Genomic DNA, 18,920 nt, shown 5'->3' with positions numbered 1-18,920 from the left:
GGCCAGCAGGCCGACACCATGGAAACCGGGCCGGAAGGCATAGGCGACGACAATAAGCGGGAAGGCAAGCAGCTGATCGGTCATCTGCAGCATCAGCAAGCGGCGCTGAAAGCCTGGGAGGCGGAAACCAATACCGACAAAGAAGGCAAAACCGGCCAGGGCATCTCCGGCCGCCAGCCCTTGCTCATCCTGTCCGCGCCGGCCGGCATCGCCAGCCTGAGTCAACAGAGCCACACCCTGGCCGCGGAAACCAATCTGGACCTGGTGGCGCAGCGGGACACCAACCAGACCAGCGGCCGGCGCTGGATTCACAACGTCGGCGACAAGATCAGCCTGTTTGTCACCGGCCTGCAAGACAAGATCGCGCTGAAGCTGATTGCCGCCAAGGGCAAAATTCAAATGCAGGCGCAAAGCGACACTGTCGAAGTGACCGCGGACAAGGACGTGACCATCACCTCCTGCAAGGAACGCATCGTCATCACCGCCAAGGAGGAGATCCTGGTCACCGCCGGCGGCGGCTACATCCGGCTCAAGGGCGGCGATATTGAAGTGCACTGCCCCGGCACCGTGACGGTGAAAGGCGCCAGCCACAAGCTCAGCGGCCCCACCAGCCTGAACGCGCCCTTGCCCAAATTCAACAAAGGCTGCGAGCAAGCGCTGGACAGCGCCGCCGCCACCCAATCCGCCACCGTGCGCCTGGGGTAAGCCATGCAAACATCCAATCAACACGCCACCATTCTGTGGCAGTTGCAAGCCCGCCAGCAGGCCGGCGCGCAACTATTGCTGGCCTTGGACGCACCCAGCCGCCCGCTGGCGGGAGCCGAGGCCGAACTGGACGCTCAAGTCCGGCAGCAAGGCCTGCCCGTGCCGCTGAAACACCCGCAACTGGACCCGGCGCGCCAGCCGGCCTGGCTGCCGCTGACCGCCGGCGCGCTGGCGCTGGCCGAAAGCATCGCCCAGGCGCTGGCGGAAACCGAGCCGGACGCGCTGACGCAGGGGCAAGGCCGGCGCGTGGCCGGCTGGCTGGAAATCGCCGGCTCCTCCAAATTGGCGGCTGCCCATATCGGCCGGCAAATGATACGTCGCACGCCCAATGGCGAAACCCATCTCTTGCGCCTGCACGACCCGGCGGTAAGCTGGGCGCTGTGGCCGCTGTTGAACGCCGCGTAGCAGCGCGGCCTATTGGGCTCAGTCAGCCGCTGGTGGCTGTTGGACCCAGCCGGCGAACTCATCTGCCTGGAGCCGACGCAAACTGTCGCGGGCGCGCCGCGCCCGCTCTCGCGCTGGGAGCCCGACCTGTGGGAAGACATCGCGCGCATCGGCCCGCTCAACCGCGCGCTGCTGGCCTGGCGCGAGCTAGCGCCGGAGTGCGACGACGGCAAGCTGGAAAGCGCGCGCCTGCACGCCTTCACCGCCTTGCGCCATGCCGGCGCGCTAGGCTTTGACGACGAGGAGGACTTGTCCCGCTTCGCCCTGCACGCCATCACCGTTCATCCCCGTTTCTATCTGCACCCCCGCGTGCAAGCGCTGCTGGCGGGGCGCGAGGCGGACGACTTCTACAGCGGACTGACGGATTCGCTCAGCGAAACGGACTGGGCGGCCATCGCCGCCAGCGCCTGAGCGCAGCCAACATCACGCACCCCATATCCCGGACCACAGCCAATCATGAGCCAACTGTGTAAAGCCTGTCAGGCCAGCGGCCTGCCCATCATGCCGGTACGCTACGCGCCGGTGCCCAAAACGGTAAAAGCCGCCCTGCCCGCCTGGGCCTGTGCCGACAAAGTCAAAGACATCGCGCTGGACGCGGACTTCCATTACGCGCTGCGCACCCTGCGCGCCGGCTTCGTCTACTTGTTTTATGCTAAGCACGCGCGTGGCTCCAATCTATGGGAATGCTATAGCGTCACCGAAGACGGCGTTCTGCTGAAACAGCCCTCGCCCAAGGCGGCGAAAGCGGCCGGGGAAAGCGTGGTTTGCAGCACCGCCGGCCACAGCAATAGCCGGCTGCACCACCTGATCATCGAACAGCCGGAAAAATGCGGCCCGGCCTGGATCGCCTTCAGCGAATACAAATGGGGTGACCTGACACTGCAGCGCTACGCCCAGGACGCCAAGCTGCGCGCCGCCCGCATGCAGGCGATAGACCCCAAGGCCATGGCCGCCGGCAGCTCCAACGCCCACGGCACCACCGCCAGCAAGGCCGCGATCGAAGCGGTGATGGAATACCACCCTGGCTACCAGCCCGCCCAACTGGCCTACAACCCCAAGACCGAAGCCTTCAGCAAGGAGGACGGCAGCTACGACAAGGCCCGGGTGGACAAAAACTACGCGCGCTACCCCATCCACGCGCGCCGCGGCAAGGCCGAGGAAAGCCTGCAATTCATGCAGGCGCGCGCCAAGAAAAGCGGCGGCAACAACACCCCGCACATCCTGGCGCTGTGGGACGCCATCGGCACCGCCCAGGAGCTTAACGGATACGTCAACGACAGCGCCGGCCTGGCGCTGCTGTTCGCCGAGGAACGCAGCTTCCAACTACACGCAATCCAGGCATTGGAAAACATCCGGAAATCGCTGAGCGCCCAGGCCCAGGAAGGACAGGAGAAGTTCCAGGACGACATGATGCGGCGCGATACCGCCACCTGGCACAACCCGGCCGTCATGGCACAGCGCCGCGCCGCCATCGCCAAGCTGCAAGACCCGGTGCTGAAGCGCCAGCGCCTGGAAGTGTGCGACCTGCTGGACCAATGGGCCGGCTGGCAAATCCCGGCCTCTATCGCGCCCAATGAACTGGACGCCATCGATCTGCGCCGCGTCCCAGAACCGCAACGCAGCCAGCAGATCTCCGCGCTCAAAGCCAAGGTGGCCGCCTTCCGAAGCAAACGCGGCGAAAACTACGACAATAACATCGAACAAGCCGGCGACCACAGTTGGCCCAAATACCGTAAGAAAATCGACCTGGACCGCCTGTCCAACTTCCAGAAATTCCAAAACGAGCTGGACGCCGCCATCGGCGCGCGCCAGAACAAAACCGTGGGCGCCCTGCTGCGCTGGCTGCAAGCGCCCTTGTTCCTGGACACCTTGGAGGACTACCACGACGCCGATCCCAAGGACGGCATCGAGTTCGAAGCCGTCATCGGCCACGCCATCAGCGGCATCAACGTTACCGTCAGCGGCCAGGCCAAGCTGGAAGCCTGGGCCAAGGACGTGGCGATAGCGCGCAACAACGTGCTTTACCGCGCGCTGGCGCTCAACCAGAAGAAAATTGAAACCGAGCTGAAAGCCGCGCTGAAGGACGCCAAGCAGAACCAGGACACGCCGTACAGCGACGCGGCGGTGCGCACCATAGAAACCACCAAGAACTATTTCCAGAAGCTGCTGGACATGTACAAGGAAAATGCCGCCTTGTACGAGAACAACCTTGAAGCCCGCAGCCCCCAAGGCAAAACCGCCTTCGGGGTCAGCCTCCTCACCGCGCGCACCGGGCAGATAGACCACGTGATCGTTACCGCCGGCAACTCCATCATCAAGGCCTTCGCTCCAGCCGCCGGCCGCGCCGGCGCAGCCCTAAAACTGGACAAGGCCGAGATCTATCTGGGCGAAAAGCTGCTGCAAATGGTGTTGGCTTGCCGCGCGCTGGTCAGCACCGCCGACATCAAGGCCTTGGTGGCCGCCGAGTATGCGGATTTCCGCCAACGCGCGGATATCAACAAGAAAAAAGAGCCAAGCCAGCGCACCAAGAACAAACGCTTGCAAAAAGCATTGCGCAAAGAGGCGGAATACCGCCGGACTCAGGGGGCCAAACTACAGCAGGCCTACAATAAGCTGCGGGTGGAGAAGCCCAAAGACCATCTGTCCGTGGTCAAGGACGCCCGCCTGACTCTGCTCGTGATGATGATAGAAGGGGTCTACCTGGGACGTTTGCTGCTGCAAAACGAGAAGGACGGCGCGGTCTACACCAGCCTGGCCGCCTCCGGCCTGGCCTTGACGGCCCAGGCCATCGATATCATGAGCCTGCCCCTGAGCAAGATCATGCAGGGCGGAGAACAAGCCCGCAGCATACAGCGCCTGAAACTGATGGGTGGTTTGTTGATGGCGGCATCGAATGGGATTGGGGTTTATCAAGATACCATCAGCGGGCTTCAAGCATCAAAGAAAGGCCAAACACTGATCTTTGGGTTATATGCGGCAAAAGCGATGGCGGGAGGAATTGGTTTAGGAATGGCAGGATTATCCACATTCACTTATGCCGCACCTGTCATATTAAGAGTTAGCAGCAATGTAGCTATTGCGGAAACCGCTGCAGCGCTGGGGGCTCGCTCAGCTGCAATACTAGCGACGCGCCTTGTTTTTATGACTATTGGCAGTTGGGTGACGTTAACTGTTTTTGTTTTACAGGGCGTAATTTGGGCCTTGGAGGATGACGATTTACAAATCTGGATTAGTCAAACTCCATTTGGCAAGGACAGCAAAAACTCCAAAGCCCCAAATAATATAAAAGATCTAACTCAATCACTAGAAAAAATATTCACAAAACCTAAAGCAAGCGAACAAATCTAGGAGCAATGCCATGCGCATAGACAGCACCGTTAGCCTAAACCCAAAGACGGGGTTAAGCAAATTAAGTGGCAAAATATCTCACTATAAGAGAACACGGGAGATGGCCAACTTTTTCTTTACAGATCGCGACCGTAACATCATGGGCTTGTCAGCTATTGCGGGGGCTCTGGCTGGTGCCGCTGGCATGGCGGCTAGCACTGCCAGAGATGCAACTAACCTACGCGAGCAGGCCGACTATGTCGAAATGATGATTAATGGGCAACCCGCCAAAGGCTGGGTCTGGTTTAGTCCATTTCAAGATGGAGATGAAGTTGAGCTTATTGGAACCCAACAAGATGGTTATTTTGAAATTATTGCAATAGCTCGCCCCAAAGACAGAGTTGTTGCACTTTACCCACATTGCTCCCGAGGCAAAAAAGCTCACATCAAGAATATTATAAAATGGTGGCTTGGCTCCATGACCATTTATATGTTTCTTGTCTTCCCGTTGTTAATTATGTTATTTTATTTAATTTCAGGCGAAAAGGAGCCGTATTTTTTCTTGGACATCAACTACCTTTATATTTGTGCAGGCATGTACGCACTCTCTGGGGCCTTTTCATTTGTAAACGGGAAGAAGTTTATGATGTTCGTTCATGCCGCAACTCAAGTTTTTATAACATTAGATCTGCAAGACCCTGACGAAGTTAATCTGCCTAAATTTACAAAACGCAAACCAGGCGACCCTGGGGTATTCGGTGTGATGTATTTCAACTACTGAGCCTCCCAACATGGCGTCTTCACCACCCAACAGTTTAGCGCCTCTTGCTGCAACAACGGCGCTAAGCAAGATCAGAGGCAAAATTTCCCGCTACAAAAAAACGCGAGAGATGGCCAACTTCTTCTTCACCGACCGCGACCGCAACATCATGAGCCTGTCAGCCATTGCAGGAGCCTTGGCAGGAGCTGCCGGCATCGCGGCCAATACCGCCAGGGATGCAACCAACTTACGCGAGCAGGCCGACTACGTTGAGATGGAAGTTAATGGGCACCCCGCAAAAGGCTGGGTATGGTTTAGCCCATTTAAAAATGGAGATGAAGTAGAACTAATCGGCACATTCCAAGAGGGCTACTTTGAAATCATCGCCATTGCGAGACCTCAAGACCGCACCATTGCCTTATACCCACATTGCTCTCGCGGCAAAAAATCTCACATCACCACCATCATCAAGTGGTGGTTTCTAGCAACAACTTTCTTGGTGACCATATTTATCCCGATATTATTTACAATATTTGATCTTATCGGGGGGGAAAAGAAACTGTTCTCTTTTTTTGGAGCAGAGTATTTGTATGCGACTATATTTATGCATCTATTCCTAGGAACATACTCGCTCGTCACTGGAAGAAAATTTATGATGTACGTGCACGCGGCCACGCAGGTTTTTAAAGCATTAGGATTGCCAGACCCCGACAATATCGACCTCCCCAAACGCACAAAGCGCAAACCAGGTGACCCTGGTGCATTTGGCGTAATGTATTTCAACTACTGAACCCAATCTAGACGGGCATGCCGTCCATTACTCCCTCACAACCATGGAATATACCGGCTTATATCAAAAATACGCCATCAACCGCCCCTTGACCCGTTCAGAGCATGAGCACGCTCTGAACATCCACCAAAAACTGGATTTACCACTGGCTTATCAGTTGGCCGTGATCAGGATCAACAGCACTTATCTAGAACTGGTGGACAAGTATTTCCGCTGGAAGGGCGTGATGAGTAGCGTGCTGCTGGCCATCTTCTACATCGTTCCCATAGGCTGCGCTACTATCGCGCTGGATTTCATCCTGATTGCCAGCGGCGCCAGTCCCAGTCCCTATTACTCCCAGCAACAAGCCTGGACCCAGGCGGTGTTGCTGCTGCTGTTTGGCCCCGGCTTGATAGGCAGCATCTTGATCTGGCTGTTAAGAAAAGAGGCCTTCGCGCTGACCCACTACCCGATCCGTCTAAACAGGAAATCTAGGAAAATATTCGCGTTTCAGCCTGGGGGAAAGATCGTGGAGTTTGACTGGGACCACAGCTTTTTTTGCCTGGGTCTGGGCAAAAGCAATACCTGGGAGATTCAGGCCCACAAGCTGGATGCGGAAGGCAAGGTGTCCGCTACTTTCGCCTTCTCAGAGTTGGCGGTAGGGGTGAAAGACCGGGAGCTGCTGAAACAGCATTGGGAGTTCATCCGCCGCTATATGGAGGATGGCCCCGCCAGCGTCATCCAGGAAGTCAAGGCTTGCCTGCCGATTGCTAAGCAAAGAGAAGCATTTTGGTTTGGCGTGCAGCGCAATGATTTTTATGTAAACACCACGCCCTTGTCGGTAAGGCTGGCGTTTTTATTGATCTATATAGCCACCTATCCTGGCAGATGGCTTGCCATGCGGACAAGTAGCATCCCTGTCTGGCCCGAGAATGTGGAAAAGCAATGCCTGGTCACCCCTGACGACCCCTATTATCGTGATGCCTCAATGAACCCATGAGCTTATACGATATTTTAAACACTCATGGCTAAACAAAAAAACATAAGGCCATCGCCAAACGCGCCTTCCATGGCGACAATATTTTTTTCATGGCTGATGGTTCCCTCCGCTCTGGCCATGACCTATAAGGCAAGCCATTCAAGCGTAAAAACCTCATTGACCATAGCCTCAGTCTACCTCGCCATCGCCATAGCTCTCACAGGAGTTAATATCTGGGTCATGACGACTCAGAAAAAAACCATTGTCGCCAGTGCCATTTCCTTCGTCACACTCGCTCTATCAGCTCTGCTTTTTCCCAGCATCTTCATTATTTCCGCCTACTACATTGGCAAGCCCTCCCTGTCCGCCATGGCTTGCTGGTTTTTGTTTTTACTCGTCCCTATTCACAGCCTTAAAATCCATATTAAAAAGTTTGACGAAGCCGTCGCGCTGACCACAAGCGAGTTTTCGAGAAAGGGAGCCGCGTCCATTCTTCTCATTGTCAACACCATTACTGATCGCAAAGCCTTTTTTGTCAATAAGCTAGGCCAGAGCGGGCCCAGCATCGCGCTGCAACTTATATTTTTTGTCTCGATATTGTCCGGGTTTTTATTAAGGAACTATCACCCTGCCGCTTCCTCCCATCTTGTTGCATTAGGGATGTCTTTTACCTCCGCCCTGATTATGGAAGGTTTATTCGCCGCCTTGTTTTACTGCGGTGTTTTCATTTCCGCTCAGAATAAGCTCGCTTGCCGCATACCCCCACTTTTTCATTCCCCCAAACAAGAAAAACAGCTACTCAAGAACGTGGCCCTGGCTCACGTCAAGACGGGGCCTTGAACAGACTTCAAGGCCGCCCGTCATCTCATCGTCACCATTCCGTCATCCGCCGCGCCTAAGCTGAGCTGTATTCCACCATGTCGGCCGCGCGCCATGAACCACGTCATTACCCAGCAGCAATACGGCTCGGACCAGGCCGGGCTGATCTGCGGCTTTCGTTTTCATCCGGATTGCGCCGGCGAAGAGATCGATTCCGCTCAGGCGCAAGCCTGGCTGCGCGCGCCGCCGGACGGCGACGCCTTTCTATGGCTGCATTTCAATCTGGCCAATGCCGCCAGCGAGCGCTGGCTGCGCGCGGCCTTGCCGCTGCAGGAGGATTTCTTCGAGGCCTTGCGCGGCGGTTCCAACTCTACCCGCATCGAGTTGCTGGATCTGGCCTTGCTGGCGGTGATAAACGATGTGGCCTTCAGCTTTGGCCTGGCATCGTCGGACATCGCCACCTTGTGGGCGCATGCTCAGCCGCGGGTGCTGATCACCGCACGCGTCAAACCTCTGCATTCGGTGGACCGGCTGCGCGCGGCGGTGCGCGGCGGCGCGGTTTTCCGTTCGCCGGCGGCCTTGCTGGTGCATTTGCTGCAGAACCAGGCGGACGCGCTGGCGGGCATCGTGCGGACCAGCGGCGCGCAAGTGGATGTGCTGGAGGACAGGCTGCTGGCGCAAAGGCTGGACGATCAGCGCGCGCAGTTGGCGGCGATGCGCCGCTCGCTGGTGCGCCTGCAACGCCTGCTGGCGCCGGAGCCCAGCGTGCTGTTCCGGCTGCTGAACCGGCCGCCGGCCTGGCTGGACGCCGCCGATGCGCAGGCACTGCGCCAGTCTTCGGAGGAGTTCGCGCTGACGCTGAACGACCTGTCAGCGCTGGTAGAGCGCATCAAGCTCTTGCAGGAAGAGCTGGCCGCGCGCCTGAACGAGCAAAGCAACCGCACCCTGTTCACACTGACCTTGGTGACGGTGCTGGCGCTCCCCATCAATATCGTCGCCGGCTTCTTTGGCATGAATGTGGGCGGCGTGCCCTTGGCCAATCATCCACACGGCTTTTGGGTGCTGGTGCTACTAGTGGCCAGCTTCAGCCTGCTGGCCGGCTGGTGGGCGTTCCGCCGTCAGCGCGGCGTGTAGGCTTCGCGGCGGCGGCTCCGTCCGGCGGCGCGAACAGCCGCTGGCATAGAAAATCGACAAAGACGCGCAGCTTGGGCGACAGCTGGCGGCTGGATGGCCATACCACGTGAAACAGGCCGGTCTGGTTCAGGTAAGGCGCCAATACAGTTTGCAGCCGGCCGGCGGCCAGCGCGTCGCGCACGATGAAATCCGGCAGGTAAGCCAGGCCCTGGTCCTGGCTGGCGGCGCAGATCAGCGCCTCGATATTGTTGCAGCTCATGGCACTGCTGGGCGGCCAGTCCTGACCGGCCGGCGCGCCGTCCAGCGCCCAGGTTTGCAGCTTGCCAGTACTGGGAAAGCGGTAGCGCAGGCAGGCGTGCTGGGCCAGCTCCTCCGGGCTTTGCGGCGTGCCGCGCTCACGCAGATAGCCAGGCGAGCCCACCACCAGCAGGCGGAACGGCCCCAGCGGCCGCGCCATCAGCCGGGAATCCGCCAGCGGACCGCTGCGCACCACCGCGTCCCAGCCCTCTTCTATCACGTCCACCATGCGGTCCGAAAAGTCCAGATCCAGCTCCACTTCCGGATAGCGCTGCATGAAGTCCGGCAAGATGGGCAGCAGCATCCGATAGCCTATCACCGGCAGGCTGACCCGCAGCTTGCCGCGCGGCGTGGCGCGGCTTTGCGCCAACTCAGCCTCGGCGTCGTCAATGTCGTCCAGAATGCGGCGGCAGCGTTCGTAGAACAGCTCGCCCTCCGCCGTCAGCCGCACGTGGCGGGTGCTGCGCTGGAACAGCCGCACGCCCAGCTTCTCTTCCAACCGCGCCACGCTCTTGCCCACGGCGGACGAGGACACCCCCAGCGCGCGGCCGGCGCCGACGAAGCTTTGCGCCTCGGCGGCGCGCACAAAGGCGGCCAAGCCGCTCAAACTATCCATGAAACGCCCTTATTGCGGAGTTTTTGTCCGCCTAGTTTGGACGGATAGCCTATTTTTCGTCAATTGCCGCCAAATTATCATGTTTTCGCCCAATGACCATCCGTATCCGCCCGCAAGCAGCGCGCGGGCGCTTGTCCCACTCTTTGAAAAGGCGAACTCATGCAGCTTTCCAAACCGGCGCCCTCCCAAGGCGCCCATCTTCTAACCCTGGCCGCCGTATGCCTGGCCGCCTTGACCATGCCGCTCAGCTTCACCGGCCCGGCCCTGGCGCTGACGGCGATAGGCCGTGAGCTGGGCGGCGACGCGCTGGCGCTAACCTGGGTCACCAACGCTTTCATGCTCACCTTCGGCGGCAGCCTGATGGCGGCCGGCGCGCTGGCCGATCAATACGGCCGCAAACGGGTGTTTCTGCTTGGCGTCGGTTTGTTCTCGCTGTCCTCGCTGGGCTTGTTCCTGGTGGGCAGCCTGCTATGGCTGGATATATGGCGCGCGGTCCAGGGCCTGGGCGCGGCGCTGTCCTTCGCCAGCGGACTGGCGGCGCTGGCGCAAAGCTTCGCCGGCGCGGCGCGCACGCGCGCCTTCAGCCTGATAGGCACCACCTTCGGCATCGGCCTGGCCTTCGGCCCCTTGCTGTGCGGCCTTCTGATTCAGGCCTTGGGCTGGCGCGCGATTTTCGCGCTGGCCGGCTTGGTGGGGCTGCTCGCCTTGGGGCTGGCCGCTTATTGCATGCGCGAATCGCGCGATCCGCAGGCCACTGGCCTGGATTGGCCGGGCGCGCTCAGCTTCACGCTGGCGCTGAGCCTGCTGACTTACGGCGCGCTGGCCGCGCCGGAGCGGGGCTGGAACAGCCCGCTGGTGATTGGCCTGCTGCTGGGGTCCGCGGCGGCGTTCTGGTTATTCGTGACGCTGGAGCGCCGCGCGCCGCGCCCGATGCTGGACCTGAGCCTGTTCCGTTACCCGCGCTTCGTTGGCGTCCAATGCCTGGCCGCCGCGCCGGCTTACGCCTTTGTGGTGTTGCTGGTGCTGTTGCCGCTGCGCCTGGTGGCCGCGGAGGGCGTTAGCGAGGCGGAGGCCGGCCGGGTGATGCTGGCCTTGTCCGCGCCCATGCTGGCGCTGCCGTTGTGCGCGGCCTGGCTGACGCGCTGGTTTTCTGCCGCGGCTTTGTCCGCCGGCGGCTTGCTGCTGTGTGCGCTGGGGCTGTGGTGGCTGAGCCGTTACCCGCAACTGTCCGCGTTGCAGCAGACGCTGTGGCCCTTGCTGCTGATAGGCGTGGGCATCAGTCTGCCCTGGGGCTTGATGGATGGCCTGGCTGTCAGCGTGGTGCCCAAGGAGCGCGCCGGCATGGCCGCCGGGATTTTCAGCACCACGCGGGTGGCGGGCGAAGGCATTGCGCTGGCCCTGGTGGGCGCGCTGCTGGCGGCGCTGCTGCAACAGCGGCTGGCCGCTGTGTCCACGGTGGAGCCGCAGACTCTGGCCGCGGCCGCCAGCCAAGGCGCCTTGGGCAAGCTGTCCGCCGCCGGCGAGCTGTTGCCCGGCCTGTCGCCGGAAACCTTAAGCCTGAGCTACGCCGCCGCTTTCCAGCGGCTGTTGACGGTACTGTCCGGCCTCACCGTGCTCAGCGCATTGGTGGTGGCGCTGTTCCTGCGCGGCGCCGGCCAGGCGCAAGCGGAGCAGACGACCACGGATCCGGCGCTGGATTCCGCCGGCTCTTGAGCGCGGGCGCCGGTTTGCTCGCCCATGAACCGGCGCGCAGAACGTGTTTACGATCTCGCGAGCCAAGGCAAGACAAGGCAAGACAAGGCGAAAATGGCTGAAGAAGCGGAGTGTGCAAGTGGCACATGAGCATTCTGAAACGGTACTCCCCGTGCCACGTCTCACAACGCTCAGCGGTTCGTAAACAGGTTCTCAGGCCATTTCATTGACAATGGCGATGGAAAACCCGTCCCAACCCTTGACGCCTACCGTCTGCAGCGCGGTTGCGGTCAGCCGCGGCTCGGTGCCCATGTCTTCCAGGAAACGGCGTACGCCGCGCACGCTGGGGTCCTGGCTGACCACATTGGCCACCGCGCCGCCGCGCGCCACATTGTCGCCGACGATGGCGGCGCCGGGCCTCGCCAGCTTCAAGGCCCACTCCAGATAAGCCGGATTATTGGGCTTGTCGGCGTCGATGAAGATCAGGTCGAAGGGTTCGCCCCCGGCCAGCAGCGGCAGGCTGTCCAGCGCCGGCCCTTCGCGCAGCTCAACCTTCTCCGCCACGCCGGCGGCGGCCAGATTAGCCCGCGCCGTGTCCGCGTGCGCGGGATTGGCTTCCAGCGTCACTACCCGGCCGCCGGGCGGCAGCGCACGCGCCAGCCAGATGGTGCTATAGCCGCCCAGGGTGCCAATCTCCAGCACCCGCTTCGCCTGCATCAAGCGCGCCAGGATATGCAGAAAGCGCCCTTGCAGCGGCGACACGTCCTGCGCCGGCAGGCCGGCGGCGGCGTTGGCCGACAAGGCGCTGTTCAAGGCGCTGTCCTCTACCTGCAGCGCCGCGGTGTAATAGCGGTCCAGGCCGCTCCATTCTGCTTGCATCGGCTTCTCCTCTCGCAGCCGCCCTGGGCGATGGCCCGTCTTGGCCGCGCATGGTTGAAGCCACATGATAAGCGCATTGCGGGCTCAAGCAACTCCGAGCCTGTCATTGCGCTCAGGGGGTTTTCCCTCATGGGAAAGGCTATGACCGATATCAAGGCGACGAGGATCGGCTAGTCCTGGAGCAAGGGCGCGCAGGCGCGTAATTGCGCGCGCAGCCAATCATGGGCGGCGCTGCGGCCGTGCCGGGCGTGACTATAGACCTTGAGGGTGTAGGACGGAATATCGAAAGGCGCGGGGTGGACGGCGATGGGCGCGGCCTGGCTCAAGGTCTCAGCCGCCAGCCGCGGCAGGGTCATGACCCAGTCTGACTCCGCGATGATGAAAGGCGCGGCCAGCACCGACGGCAGTTGCAGCGCCACGTCGCGGCGCAGGCCCCGCCGCTCCAGCGCCCGATCGATGCCGCCGCGGGTTTCGCCCCACGGCGTCACCACCACGTGGCGCGCCGCCAGGTATTGCTCCAGGCTGAGGCTGCCGCGAATGTCGGGGTGGGCGCGGCTGACGATGGCCACGTAGCGGTCCTCCAGCCAATCGAAGCTTTCGATCCCGGCAGCGGGTTCCGCGATGTCTTCTACATAGCCCAGGGCGAAGTCGATGCGGCCGGCGGCCAGATCCTCGGCGGACTCGCGGCCGCGCGAGTGCACCAGCTTGAAGCGCAGCCGCGGCGCGGCCCGCTGCAAACCCGCCAGCAGGCGCGGCATCACCGCGAAGGCGGTGTAGTCGGTCACCGCCATCACGAAGGCGCGCTCGCTGCGTTCCGGCTGAAAGCCGCCGGCCTGAGCCAGCCCTTGCGACAGCGTTTCCAGCGCGGCGCTCACCGCGCCGGCCAGCCGCTCGGCGTAGGCCGTGGGCTGCATCGCATTGCCGATGCGGACGAAGAGATCGTCGCCCAAGGCGGCCCGCAGCCGCGCCAGCGCGTGGCTGAACGCGGACGGGCTCATCGCCAGTTCGTCGGCGGCGGCGCTGACCGAGCGCTGGCGCAGCAGCGCGTCGAAGACCAGCAGCAGGTTGAGATCCAAACGGCGCAGATCGGAATGCAAAATGTTCATCATGAATTGAAAACAATGCAGCACATGCATTTTGTCTTGGCCGTAGTATAGCGGTTTATCCGTTCACTACGATTCAGGCCCCGCCCATGTCCATCCACATCCGTCCCGCCCAGGCCCAAGACGCCGGGCTGATTCTGCGCTTTATCAAGGAGCTGGCCGTTTACGAACGTGCCGGCGATCAGGTTGCCGCCACCGAGGCCGGCATCGTCGCCAGTCTGTTTGGCGCGGACAGCCCGGCGCGGGCGTTGATCTGCGAAGTGGACGGCGAGCCGGCCGGCTACGCCGTCTACTTCTTCAGCTACTCCACCTGGCAAGCCAAGAAGGGGCTGTACCTGGAGGATCTGTATATTTCGCCGCGGCAGCGCGGCGGCGGCGGCGGCAAGCTGATGCTGCGCCGCCTAGCACAGCTGGCGGTGGAGCAAGGCTGTGGCCGCTTTGAATGGAGCGTGCTGGACTGGAACCAGCCGGCCATCGATTTCTACCTGTCCATCGGCGCCAAGCCGCAGGCGGAATGGGTGCGCTACCGGATGGACGGCGCCGCCCTCTCCGACTTCGCCTCCGGCTAAATCTGCCCAATAGAACGCCTTTATGCTCTCGCGAGCAAGAGCGAGGCAAGGCGTTCTACGCGAAGCAGACCATGAACGGGTTCTCAGCCGCTTACCGCCAGCACGGAGCAACCGGCGCCGCCCGCGCGGCTGACCCGGATCTGCACCGGGATGCGCTCCTTCAGCGCCTCCACATGGCTGATCACGCCTATGGTTTTGCCGCCGGCATTGAGCGCGTCCAAAGCGTCCAGCGCCAGTTCCAGCGTTTCGCCGTCCAGGGTGCCGAAGCCTTCGTCCAGAAACAGGGAATCGATCGAGGTTTTGTGACTGGCCAGGTCGGATAGCGCCAGTGCCAGCGCCAGGCTGACCAGGAAACTTTCCCCGCCGGAGAGGGTACGGGTGTCCCGCGCCGCATCAGCCTGCCAGCTGTCTACAATTTCCAGCTCCAACTCGCCGTCTGCGCGGCGGCGCAGCCAATAGCGGCCGTGCAGCCGGCTCAAATGGCGGTTGGCCAGCGCGACCAGATGCTCCAACGTCAGGCCTTGAGCAAAGCGGCGGTATTTGTCGCCGGCGGCGGAGCCGATCAAGCCGTTCAGCCGCTGCCAGACATCCGCCTCGTCGCGCAGGCCGTCGATGCGGGCAAACAGCTCTCGCTGGCCGTCACGGCGCGCGGCATCGTTGTTCAGCAAGGCGCGCAAGGCCCCGTCCTCGCCGGCCAGGCGTTGCCTCTCGGCGTCCAGCGCCTCCATTCGCTGGCGCAGCTCCGGCTCTGGCTGGTCTGAAACGTTTTCCCGCTCCAGCGTTTCCAGCCGTTCCGCTGCCTGCTGCCGCAACGCCGCAGCGCGTAGCCGCTCCTGTTCCAGTTGTCGGCTCAATGCGCCCAAACGCTCGCGCTCCTCCTCCGGCAAGGCCGCCGCCAGGAAGGCGGCGGCGTCCGCAAACGGGCTGGCTTCCAAGGTCCTGTCCCAAGCCTGCTCCGCCTCCTCCGCGCGTTGCCGTTGGCGCACGGCGTCGCTTTCCGTCCGTTCCAGCGCACCCCGGTTCCGGGCCAAGCTCCGCGCCAGCGCCTCGCAATCCGCGACGGCGGCCAGCCAAGCGGCCTCGACGTCGGCATCGTCCGGCAAAGGCGCGCAGTCCGGCAGCTCCAGCTTCCGCCAACGCGCCTCCCAATCCGCAACGCGTTCGCCGGCCAACCGATGCGCGGCGGCCTGGGCCTTCGCGTCTGCCTCCCCTTGCCGGCGGGCCTGCTCCAAATCCTTCCAGGCTTGCCAGTCGGCGGCGCGCTGTTCCAGCCAGCCCGCCTCCCGTCCGGATTCCGGCGCAACAAACCCCGCGGCGGCGATGTCGGCGTCGCGCCCATCGGCCAGTTCCCGCAACTCGGCCTCGCGCTGCGCAAGCTCGCCCTGCAGGGTGTGCAGGCTTTGTTCCAGATTCTGCAGACCTTGTTGTTGCAACGCCCGCTCCTGGCTCAGCGCCTGGACGGCCTCGCTCTGACGCCGCGCGTCCCCGCGCGCCTGTTCCAGCGCCGCTTCAGCCTGTTCCGCGGCGCGCAGCGCGCTTTCCTGCCGCTGTTGCAGCCGCTCGGCATCCTGGCTGACTTGTTCCAGCCTGGGCCCGCTCCAGTCCCCGTCCGTCAGCCCCCAGGGCGCGCCCTCGCTCAGCCATTGCTCAGCCAAACGCTCGCGGCGCGCTTGCTCCTGTTCCATCGATTCATCCAACTGCCGCAGCCGCGCTTCGTCTCGCGCCAGTTGCGCCGCGGCCTGCTGGCCTTGTTCGCGCAGGGCTTCAAGCGCGGCCTCCTTGGCGTTCAGAGCCGCCTCGGCGGCGCCGATGTCCAGGGACTGATAAGCGGCCACCGCTGGGTGCTCGCTGGCGCCGCACAGCGGGCAGGGTTCGCCCGGCCGCAAAGCGGCCCGGTGCTGCTCCAGGCTGAGAATGCGCCGTTCCTGTTCCAGCAACCGCCGTTTGTCCGCCGCTTGCTCCTGCGCCTGTCGATAATCGGCGCGCAGCCGCTGCAAGTCCGCGTCATGGCGGGCATGTTCGGCTTCCAGCGCAGCCCTCTCCTCGCGCCGGCTGGCCAGCCGCGCTTCCAGCGGCTTCAGTTCGGCGGCCAACGTCGCCAGGCCGCGCAAAACCGTGGTTTGCCGCAGCGTGATCTGCCATTGCTCGCGCCATTCGGCCAGGCTGCGGCCGTCCAGCGCCACGCGCCCGTTCTCTTCCGCCCGCCGCAGCTGGTCGGCGGCCTCGAGGCCTCGCCGCTCCTGCGCCTCGACTTCCGCGCTCAAGGCCGCCAGGTCCCGCCGCTGACGCAGTGTTTGCGCGTCCAATTCCGCAATGCGCGCGGCGCAGCCGTCGCGCTGTTGGCGCAACCGTTCCTGTTGTTCGAAGCCGGCGCGCCAGCGTTCCAGCAGTTCGCCCAAACGAGCGTGATGCCCCAGACGCCGGGCGGCCGCCTCTTGCTCATCCGCCACGGCCTTGAGCGCGTCCAGACGCGCGCCTTCAGCCCGCTCCAACCGACGGGCCTGGCTCAAGGCTCGCCAGTGGCCGGCCTGCCAGTCCGTGTTCAACGCCGCTTGTTCTTGCCGCAGCGCCTGGCTCTCCGCCTCCAGACGCCGCAGTTCCACCCGCGCCTGTTCCATTTCGCGCCACTGCGGCTGGATGCGCCGCGCCGGTTCGTCGCCACGCAAACGCGCCAGCTCCGGCTCCGCCTGCGCTTCTCGCTCGCAGGCTTCCCGCCATTCGCCGTCGGCTTTCGCGCTCTGACGCCGCGCCTGCTCAAGAGCTTCGCGCCACTGCCACTGCTTGCGCGCCAATTCCCAATCCGCCTGCGCCTGGCGCGAGGCCGCGCCAAGCTCGGCCAGCCTCGCTTCCATTTCCTCACGCTGCTCCGGCGCCAACAGCTCCACCCCGTCGGCGCGCGCCTGCCATTGCTCCAGGGTTTGACGGGCATCGCGGGCGCGTTCAAACACCTGTTGCGAGATCACCCCGTAGATTTCGCTGCCGGTCAGTTCCTCCAGCAATTCGGCCCGCGCATTGGCGTCGGCATTGAGGAAGGCGGCAAAGCCGCCTTGCGCCAACAGCATGGATTTGGTGAAGCGCTCGTAATCCAGCCCGGTGATGGCTTCGATGCGCTTGAGCTTGTCCGCCACCTGGCTGCTGAGGATCTCGCCGTCGGCTTCGGCCAGCTCCACCTTGGGTGCCTGCAGCGCGCCGTCCGGCTTGTCGCGCGCGCGGCGCTGACTCCAGAAGGCTCGGTAACGCCGGCCTTTGACTTCGAACTCCACCTCCGCCAGGCAGTCCGCGGTGTGCCGGCTCATGATGTCGTTGCTGCCCTGGGTCACGGCGTCCAGCCGCGGCGTCTTGTGGTAAAGCGCCAGGCAGATGGCGTCCAGCAATGTGGATTTGCCGGCGCCGGTGGGGCCGGTGATGGCGAACAGCCCGCTGCCGGCGAAGGGTTCGGCGCTGAAGTCCAGCTTCCACTCTCCTTGCAGCGAATTGAGGTTTTTCAGACGCAGGGTCAAGATTTTCATGCCTGTTCCTCCTGCAGCGAGGCCAGGATTTCGCGGTAGCGCAAGCGCAATTGCTCCTGTAACGGCGGCTCCAGCGTTTCCAGCGCCAGCCGGCGCTCGAACACGTCCAGCGGCGTCAGCTCTGCCAGGGTTTCGCCGGCGGTCGAGGCTAGTCCTGAGGCGGCCTGCCCGCGCTCGCGCCGCACGCGCAACAGCTCTAGCGGCAGTTCCGCGCACATTGCCTGCGCGCGGGCGGACAGGTCGCTCAAGTAGTCGTCGGCGCTCACCACGACTTCCAGCCACACCGGCCGTTCGGCGGAGCCGACTTCAGCCGCCTCGGCCAACAGCCCCGGCAGCTGGGCCAGGCTGCCGCGCACCGAACGCAAGGGCTGAAAGCAAGGCACCTCCAGCGGCGTCACGCCGCGCAAGCCCTGGGCGTCCAGCTCCACCAAGAGCACCTCCTTGCCCTGGCAGGCTTCGTCGAAGCTCAGCGGGATGGGAGAGCCGCTGTAACGAATATGTTCGTGGCCGCCCACTTTCTGCGGCCGGTGGATGTGGCCGAGGGCAATGTAGTCAGCAGGCGGGAAGGCGTTGCTGGGGAAGGCCTCCAGCGCGCCAACGTAGATCTCGCGAACGGATTCGCTTGCGCTGGCGCCCACCGTGGTCAGATGGCCGCTGGCAATGATGGGCAGCGGCCGGCCCAGCCGCTCGCGCAGGCGGAGCGCCTGCTCGTACACCTGCTGGTAGCGTTCTCGGATGGCGTCCTGCAAGGATTGCTGCTTTTGCTCCGCGCTCTGGCCCGCCTGGCTGCGCAACACGTCGCGCGGGCGGATATAGGGCAGCGCGCACAGCAACGCGCCCGGTTCGCCGTCTCGGCGTTTGAGAATCAACACTTGTTCTGCAGGGTCTTCGCTCAGGGCCGGCACCACGCAAGCGGACAGATAGGACAGCAGCGCGCGGCTTTCCGCCAGCGTGGCCACGGAGTCGTGGTTGCCGCCCAGCAGCACCAGTTGCACGCCGGCACGGTGAGCCTGGGCGATCAGGCCGTTGTAGAGCTCGCGCGCATAACTGGGCGGCGCGCCAGTGTCGAAGATGTCTCCGGCCACCAGCACGGCATCGGCCTGGCGACTTTCCGCCTGCTCCAGCAGCCAGTGGATGAAGGCCTGGTGCTCCGCCAAGCGGGTTTTGCCGATGAAATGCTGGCCCAGGTGCCAGTCCGAGGTGTGGAGAATGCGCATGCCGGCCGCTCAATGGAATCAATGCCCGGCAGTTTACCCGC

At 62.9% G+C, this 18,920-nt stretch carries 16 protein-coding genes; 11 read left to right on the top strand and 5 right to left on the bottom strand.

What is annotated here, in order from left to right; translation table 11 throughout:
• The 9 genes from BR71_RS21465 to BR71_RS21425 all read left to right on the top strand — a co-directional run.
• Positions 1-705 (top strand): DUF2345 domain-containing protein (locus BR71_RS21465; protein ID WP_043641915.1); only part of this gene is annotated, 705 nt, incomplete at its 5' end.
• Between the two features lie 3 nt (positions 706-708).
• On the top strand, positions 709-1,170 hold the full coding sequence (locus BR71_RS21460; protein WP_043641912.1) for a hypothetical protein: 462 nt from the start codon (positions 709-711) through the stop codon (positions 1,168-1,170).
• 12 nt (positions 1,171-1,182) lie between these two features.
• On the top strand, positions 1,183-1,620 hold the full coding sequence (locus BR71_RS21455; protein ID WP_043641910.1) for a hypothetical protein: 438 nt from the start codon (positions 1,183-1,185) through the stop codon (positions 1,618-1,620).
• Positions 1,621-1,665: 45 nt separating this feature from the next.
• The gene (locus BR71_RS21450) at positions 1,666-4,557 is read left to right on the top strand and encodes a T6SS effector BTH_I2691 family protein (RefSeq protein ID WP_043641908.1); all 2,892 of its coding nucleotides are present in this window, start codon (positions 1,666-1,668) and stop codon (positions 4,555-4,557) included.
• Positions 4,558-4,567: 10 nt separating this feature from the next.
• A complete protein-coding gene (locus BR71_RS21445; protein ID WP_043641905.1) occupies positions 4,568-5,317 on the top strand; it encodes a putative type VI secretion system effector in 750 nt (249 codons plus the stop codon).
• A 10-nt stretch (positions 5,318-5,327) separates the two neighbouring features.
• Positions 5,328-6,086, top strand: coding sequence for a putative type VI secretion system effector (locus tag BR71_RS21440; protein WP_156039081.1), 759 nt, complete (start codon positions 5,328-5,330; stop codon positions 6,084-6,086).
• A gap of 43 nt (positions 6,087-6,129) precedes the next feature.
• Positions 6,130-7,065 carry a DUF6708 domain-containing protein gene (locus BR71_RS21435; RefSeq protein ID WP_043641902.1) on the top strand — a complete coding sequence of 312 codons (936 nt, stop codon included), beginning with the start codon at positions 6,130-6,132 and terminating at the stop codon, positions 7,063-7,065.
• 24 nt (positions 7,066-7,089) lie between these two features.
• A complete protein-coding gene (locus BR71_RS21430; RefSeq protein WP_162179246.1) occupies positions 7,090-7,884 on the top strand; it encodes a hypothetical protein in 795 nt (264 codons plus the stop codon).
• Between the two features lie 93 nt (positions 7,885-7,977).
• Positions 7,978-8,997, top strand: a complete 1,020-nt coding sequence (locus tag BR71_RS21425) for a transporter (RefSeq protein WP_043641896.1) — start codon at positions 7,978-7,980, stop codon at positions 8,995-8,997.
• On the opposite strand, the gene BR71_RS21420 is transcribed toward BR71_RS21425, so the two are convergent.
• Positions 8,948-9,910: a LysR family transcriptional regulator gene (locus BR71_RS21420; protein ID WP_081554751.1), complete on the bottom strand. Its 963-nt coding sequence runs from the start codon at positions 9,908-9,910 to the stop codon at positions 8,948-8,950. The two genes, BR71_RS21425 and BR71_RS21420, sit on opposite strands and share 50 nt — an antisense overlap.
• 159 nt (positions 9,911-10,069) lie before the next feature.
• Here BR71_RS21420 and BR71_RS21415 point away from each other — a divergent pair, with 159 nt between their 5' ends.
• Positions 10,070-11,623, top strand: coding sequence for an MFS transporter (locus tag BR71_RS21415; RefSeq protein ID WP_052370980.1), 1,554 nt, complete (start codon positions 10,070-10,072; stop codon positions 11,621-11,623).
• Positions 11,624-11,815: 192 nt separating this feature from the next.
• Here the strand turns inward: BR71_RS21415 and BR71_RS21410 are convergent, their stop codons facing one another.
• Complete coding sequence (locus BR71_RS21410; protein ID WP_043641894.1) at positions 11,816-12,481, bottom strand: O-methyltransferase; 666 nt, start codon at positions 12,479-12,481, stop codon at positions 11,816-11,818.
• 170 nt (positions 12,482-12,651) lie between these two features.
• A complete protein-coding gene (locus BR71_RS21405) occupies positions 12,652-13,590 on the bottom strand; it encodes a LysR family transcriptional regulator (RefSeq protein ID WP_244269680.1) in 939 nt (312 codons plus the stop codon).
• Between the two features lie 83 nt (positions 13,591-13,673).
• Here BR71_RS21405 and BR71_RS21400 point away from each other — a divergent pair, with 83 nt between their 5' ends.
• On the top strand, positions 13,674-14,153 hold the full coding sequence (locus tag BR71_RS21400) for a GNAT family N-acetyltransferase (protein ID WP_043641888.1): 480 nt from the start codon (positions 13,674-13,676) through the stop codon (positions 14,151-14,153).
• Positions 14,154-14,236: 83 nt separating this feature from the next.
• On the opposite strand, the gene sbcC is transcribed toward BR71_RS21400, so the two are convergent.
• Both sbcC and sbcD read right to left on the bottom strand, forming a co-directional pair.
• Positions 14,237-17,662: an exonuclease subunit SbcC gene (gene sbcC / locus BR71_RS21395; RefSeq protein ID WP_043641886.1), complete on the bottom strand. Its 3,426-nt coding sequence runs from the start codon at positions 17,660-17,662 to the stop codon at positions 14,237-14,239.
• Complete coding sequence (gene sbcD, locus BR71_RS21390) at positions 17,659-18,879, bottom strand: exonuclease subunit SbcD (protein ID WP_043641884.1); 1,221 nt, start codon at positions 18,877-18,879, stop codon at positions 17,659-17,661. Before sbcD ends, sbcC begins: the two co-directional genes overlap by 4 nt.
• Positions 18,880-18,920 lie beyond the last annotated feature (41 nt).

The organism is Chromobacterium haemolyticum DSM 19808 (assembly GCF_000711885.1).
GTDB lineage: Bacteria > Pseudomonadota > Gammaproteobacteria > Burkholderiales > Chromobacteriaceae > Chromobacterium > Chromobacterium haemolyticum.
This window is presented reverse-complemented; position numbering and strand designations above follow the sequence as displayed.

Coding starts and splice junctions, on each gene's coding strand:
- BR71_RS21460 (WP_043641912.1), top strand. CDS start 709: ATGCAAACATCCAATCAACACGCCACCATTCTGTGGCAGTTGCAAGCC.
- BR71_RS21450 (WP_043641908.1), top strand. CDS start 1,666: ATGAGCCAACTGTGTAAAGCCTGTCAGGCCAGCGGCCTGCCCATCATG.
- BR71_RS21445 (WP_043641905.1), top strand. CDS start 4,568: ATGCGCATAGACAGCACCGTTAGCCTAAACCCAAAGACGGGGTTAAGC.
- BR71_RS21440 (WP_156039081.1), top strand. CDS start 5,328: ATGGCGTCTTCACCACCCAACAGTTTAGCGCCTCTTGCTGCAACAACG.
- BR71_RS21435 (WP_043641902.1), top strand. CDS start 6,130: ATGGAATATACCGGCTTATATCAAAAATACGCCATCAACCGCCCCTTG.
- BR71_RS21430 (WP_162179246.1), top strand. CDS start 7,090: ATGGCTAAACAAAAAAACATAAGGCCATCGCCAAACGCGCCTTCCATG.
- BR71_RS21425 (WP_043641896.1), top strand. CDS start 7,978: ATGAACCACGTCATTACCCAGCAGCAATACGGCTCGGACCAGGCCGGG.
- BR71_RS21420 (WP_081554751.1), bottom strand. CDS start 9,910: ATGGATAGTTTGAGCGGCTTGGCCGCCTTTGTGCGCGCCGCCGAGGCG.
- BR71_RS21415 (WP_052370980.1), top strand. CDS start 10,070: ATGCAGCTTTCCAAACCGGCGCCCTCCCAAGGCGCCCATCTTCTAACC.
- BR71_RS21410 (WP_043641894.1), bottom strand. CDS start 12,481: ATGCAAGCAGAATGGAGCGGCCTGGACCGCTATTACACCGCGGCGCTG.
- BR71_RS21405 (WP_244269680.1), bottom strand. CDS start 13,590: ATGATGAACATTTTGCATTCCGATCTGCGCCGTTTGGATCTCAACCTG.
- BR71_RS21400 (WP_043641888.1), top strand. CDS start 13,674: ATGTCCATCCACATCCGTCCCGCCCAGGCCCAAGACGCCGGGCTGATT.
- sbcC (WP_043641886.1), bottom strand. CDS start 17,662: ATGAAAATCTTGACCCTGCGTCTGAAAAACCTCAATTCGCTGCAAGGA.
- sbcD (WP_043641884.1), bottom strand. CDS start 18,879: ATGCGCATTCTCCACACCTCGGACTGGCACCTGGGCCAGCATTTCATC.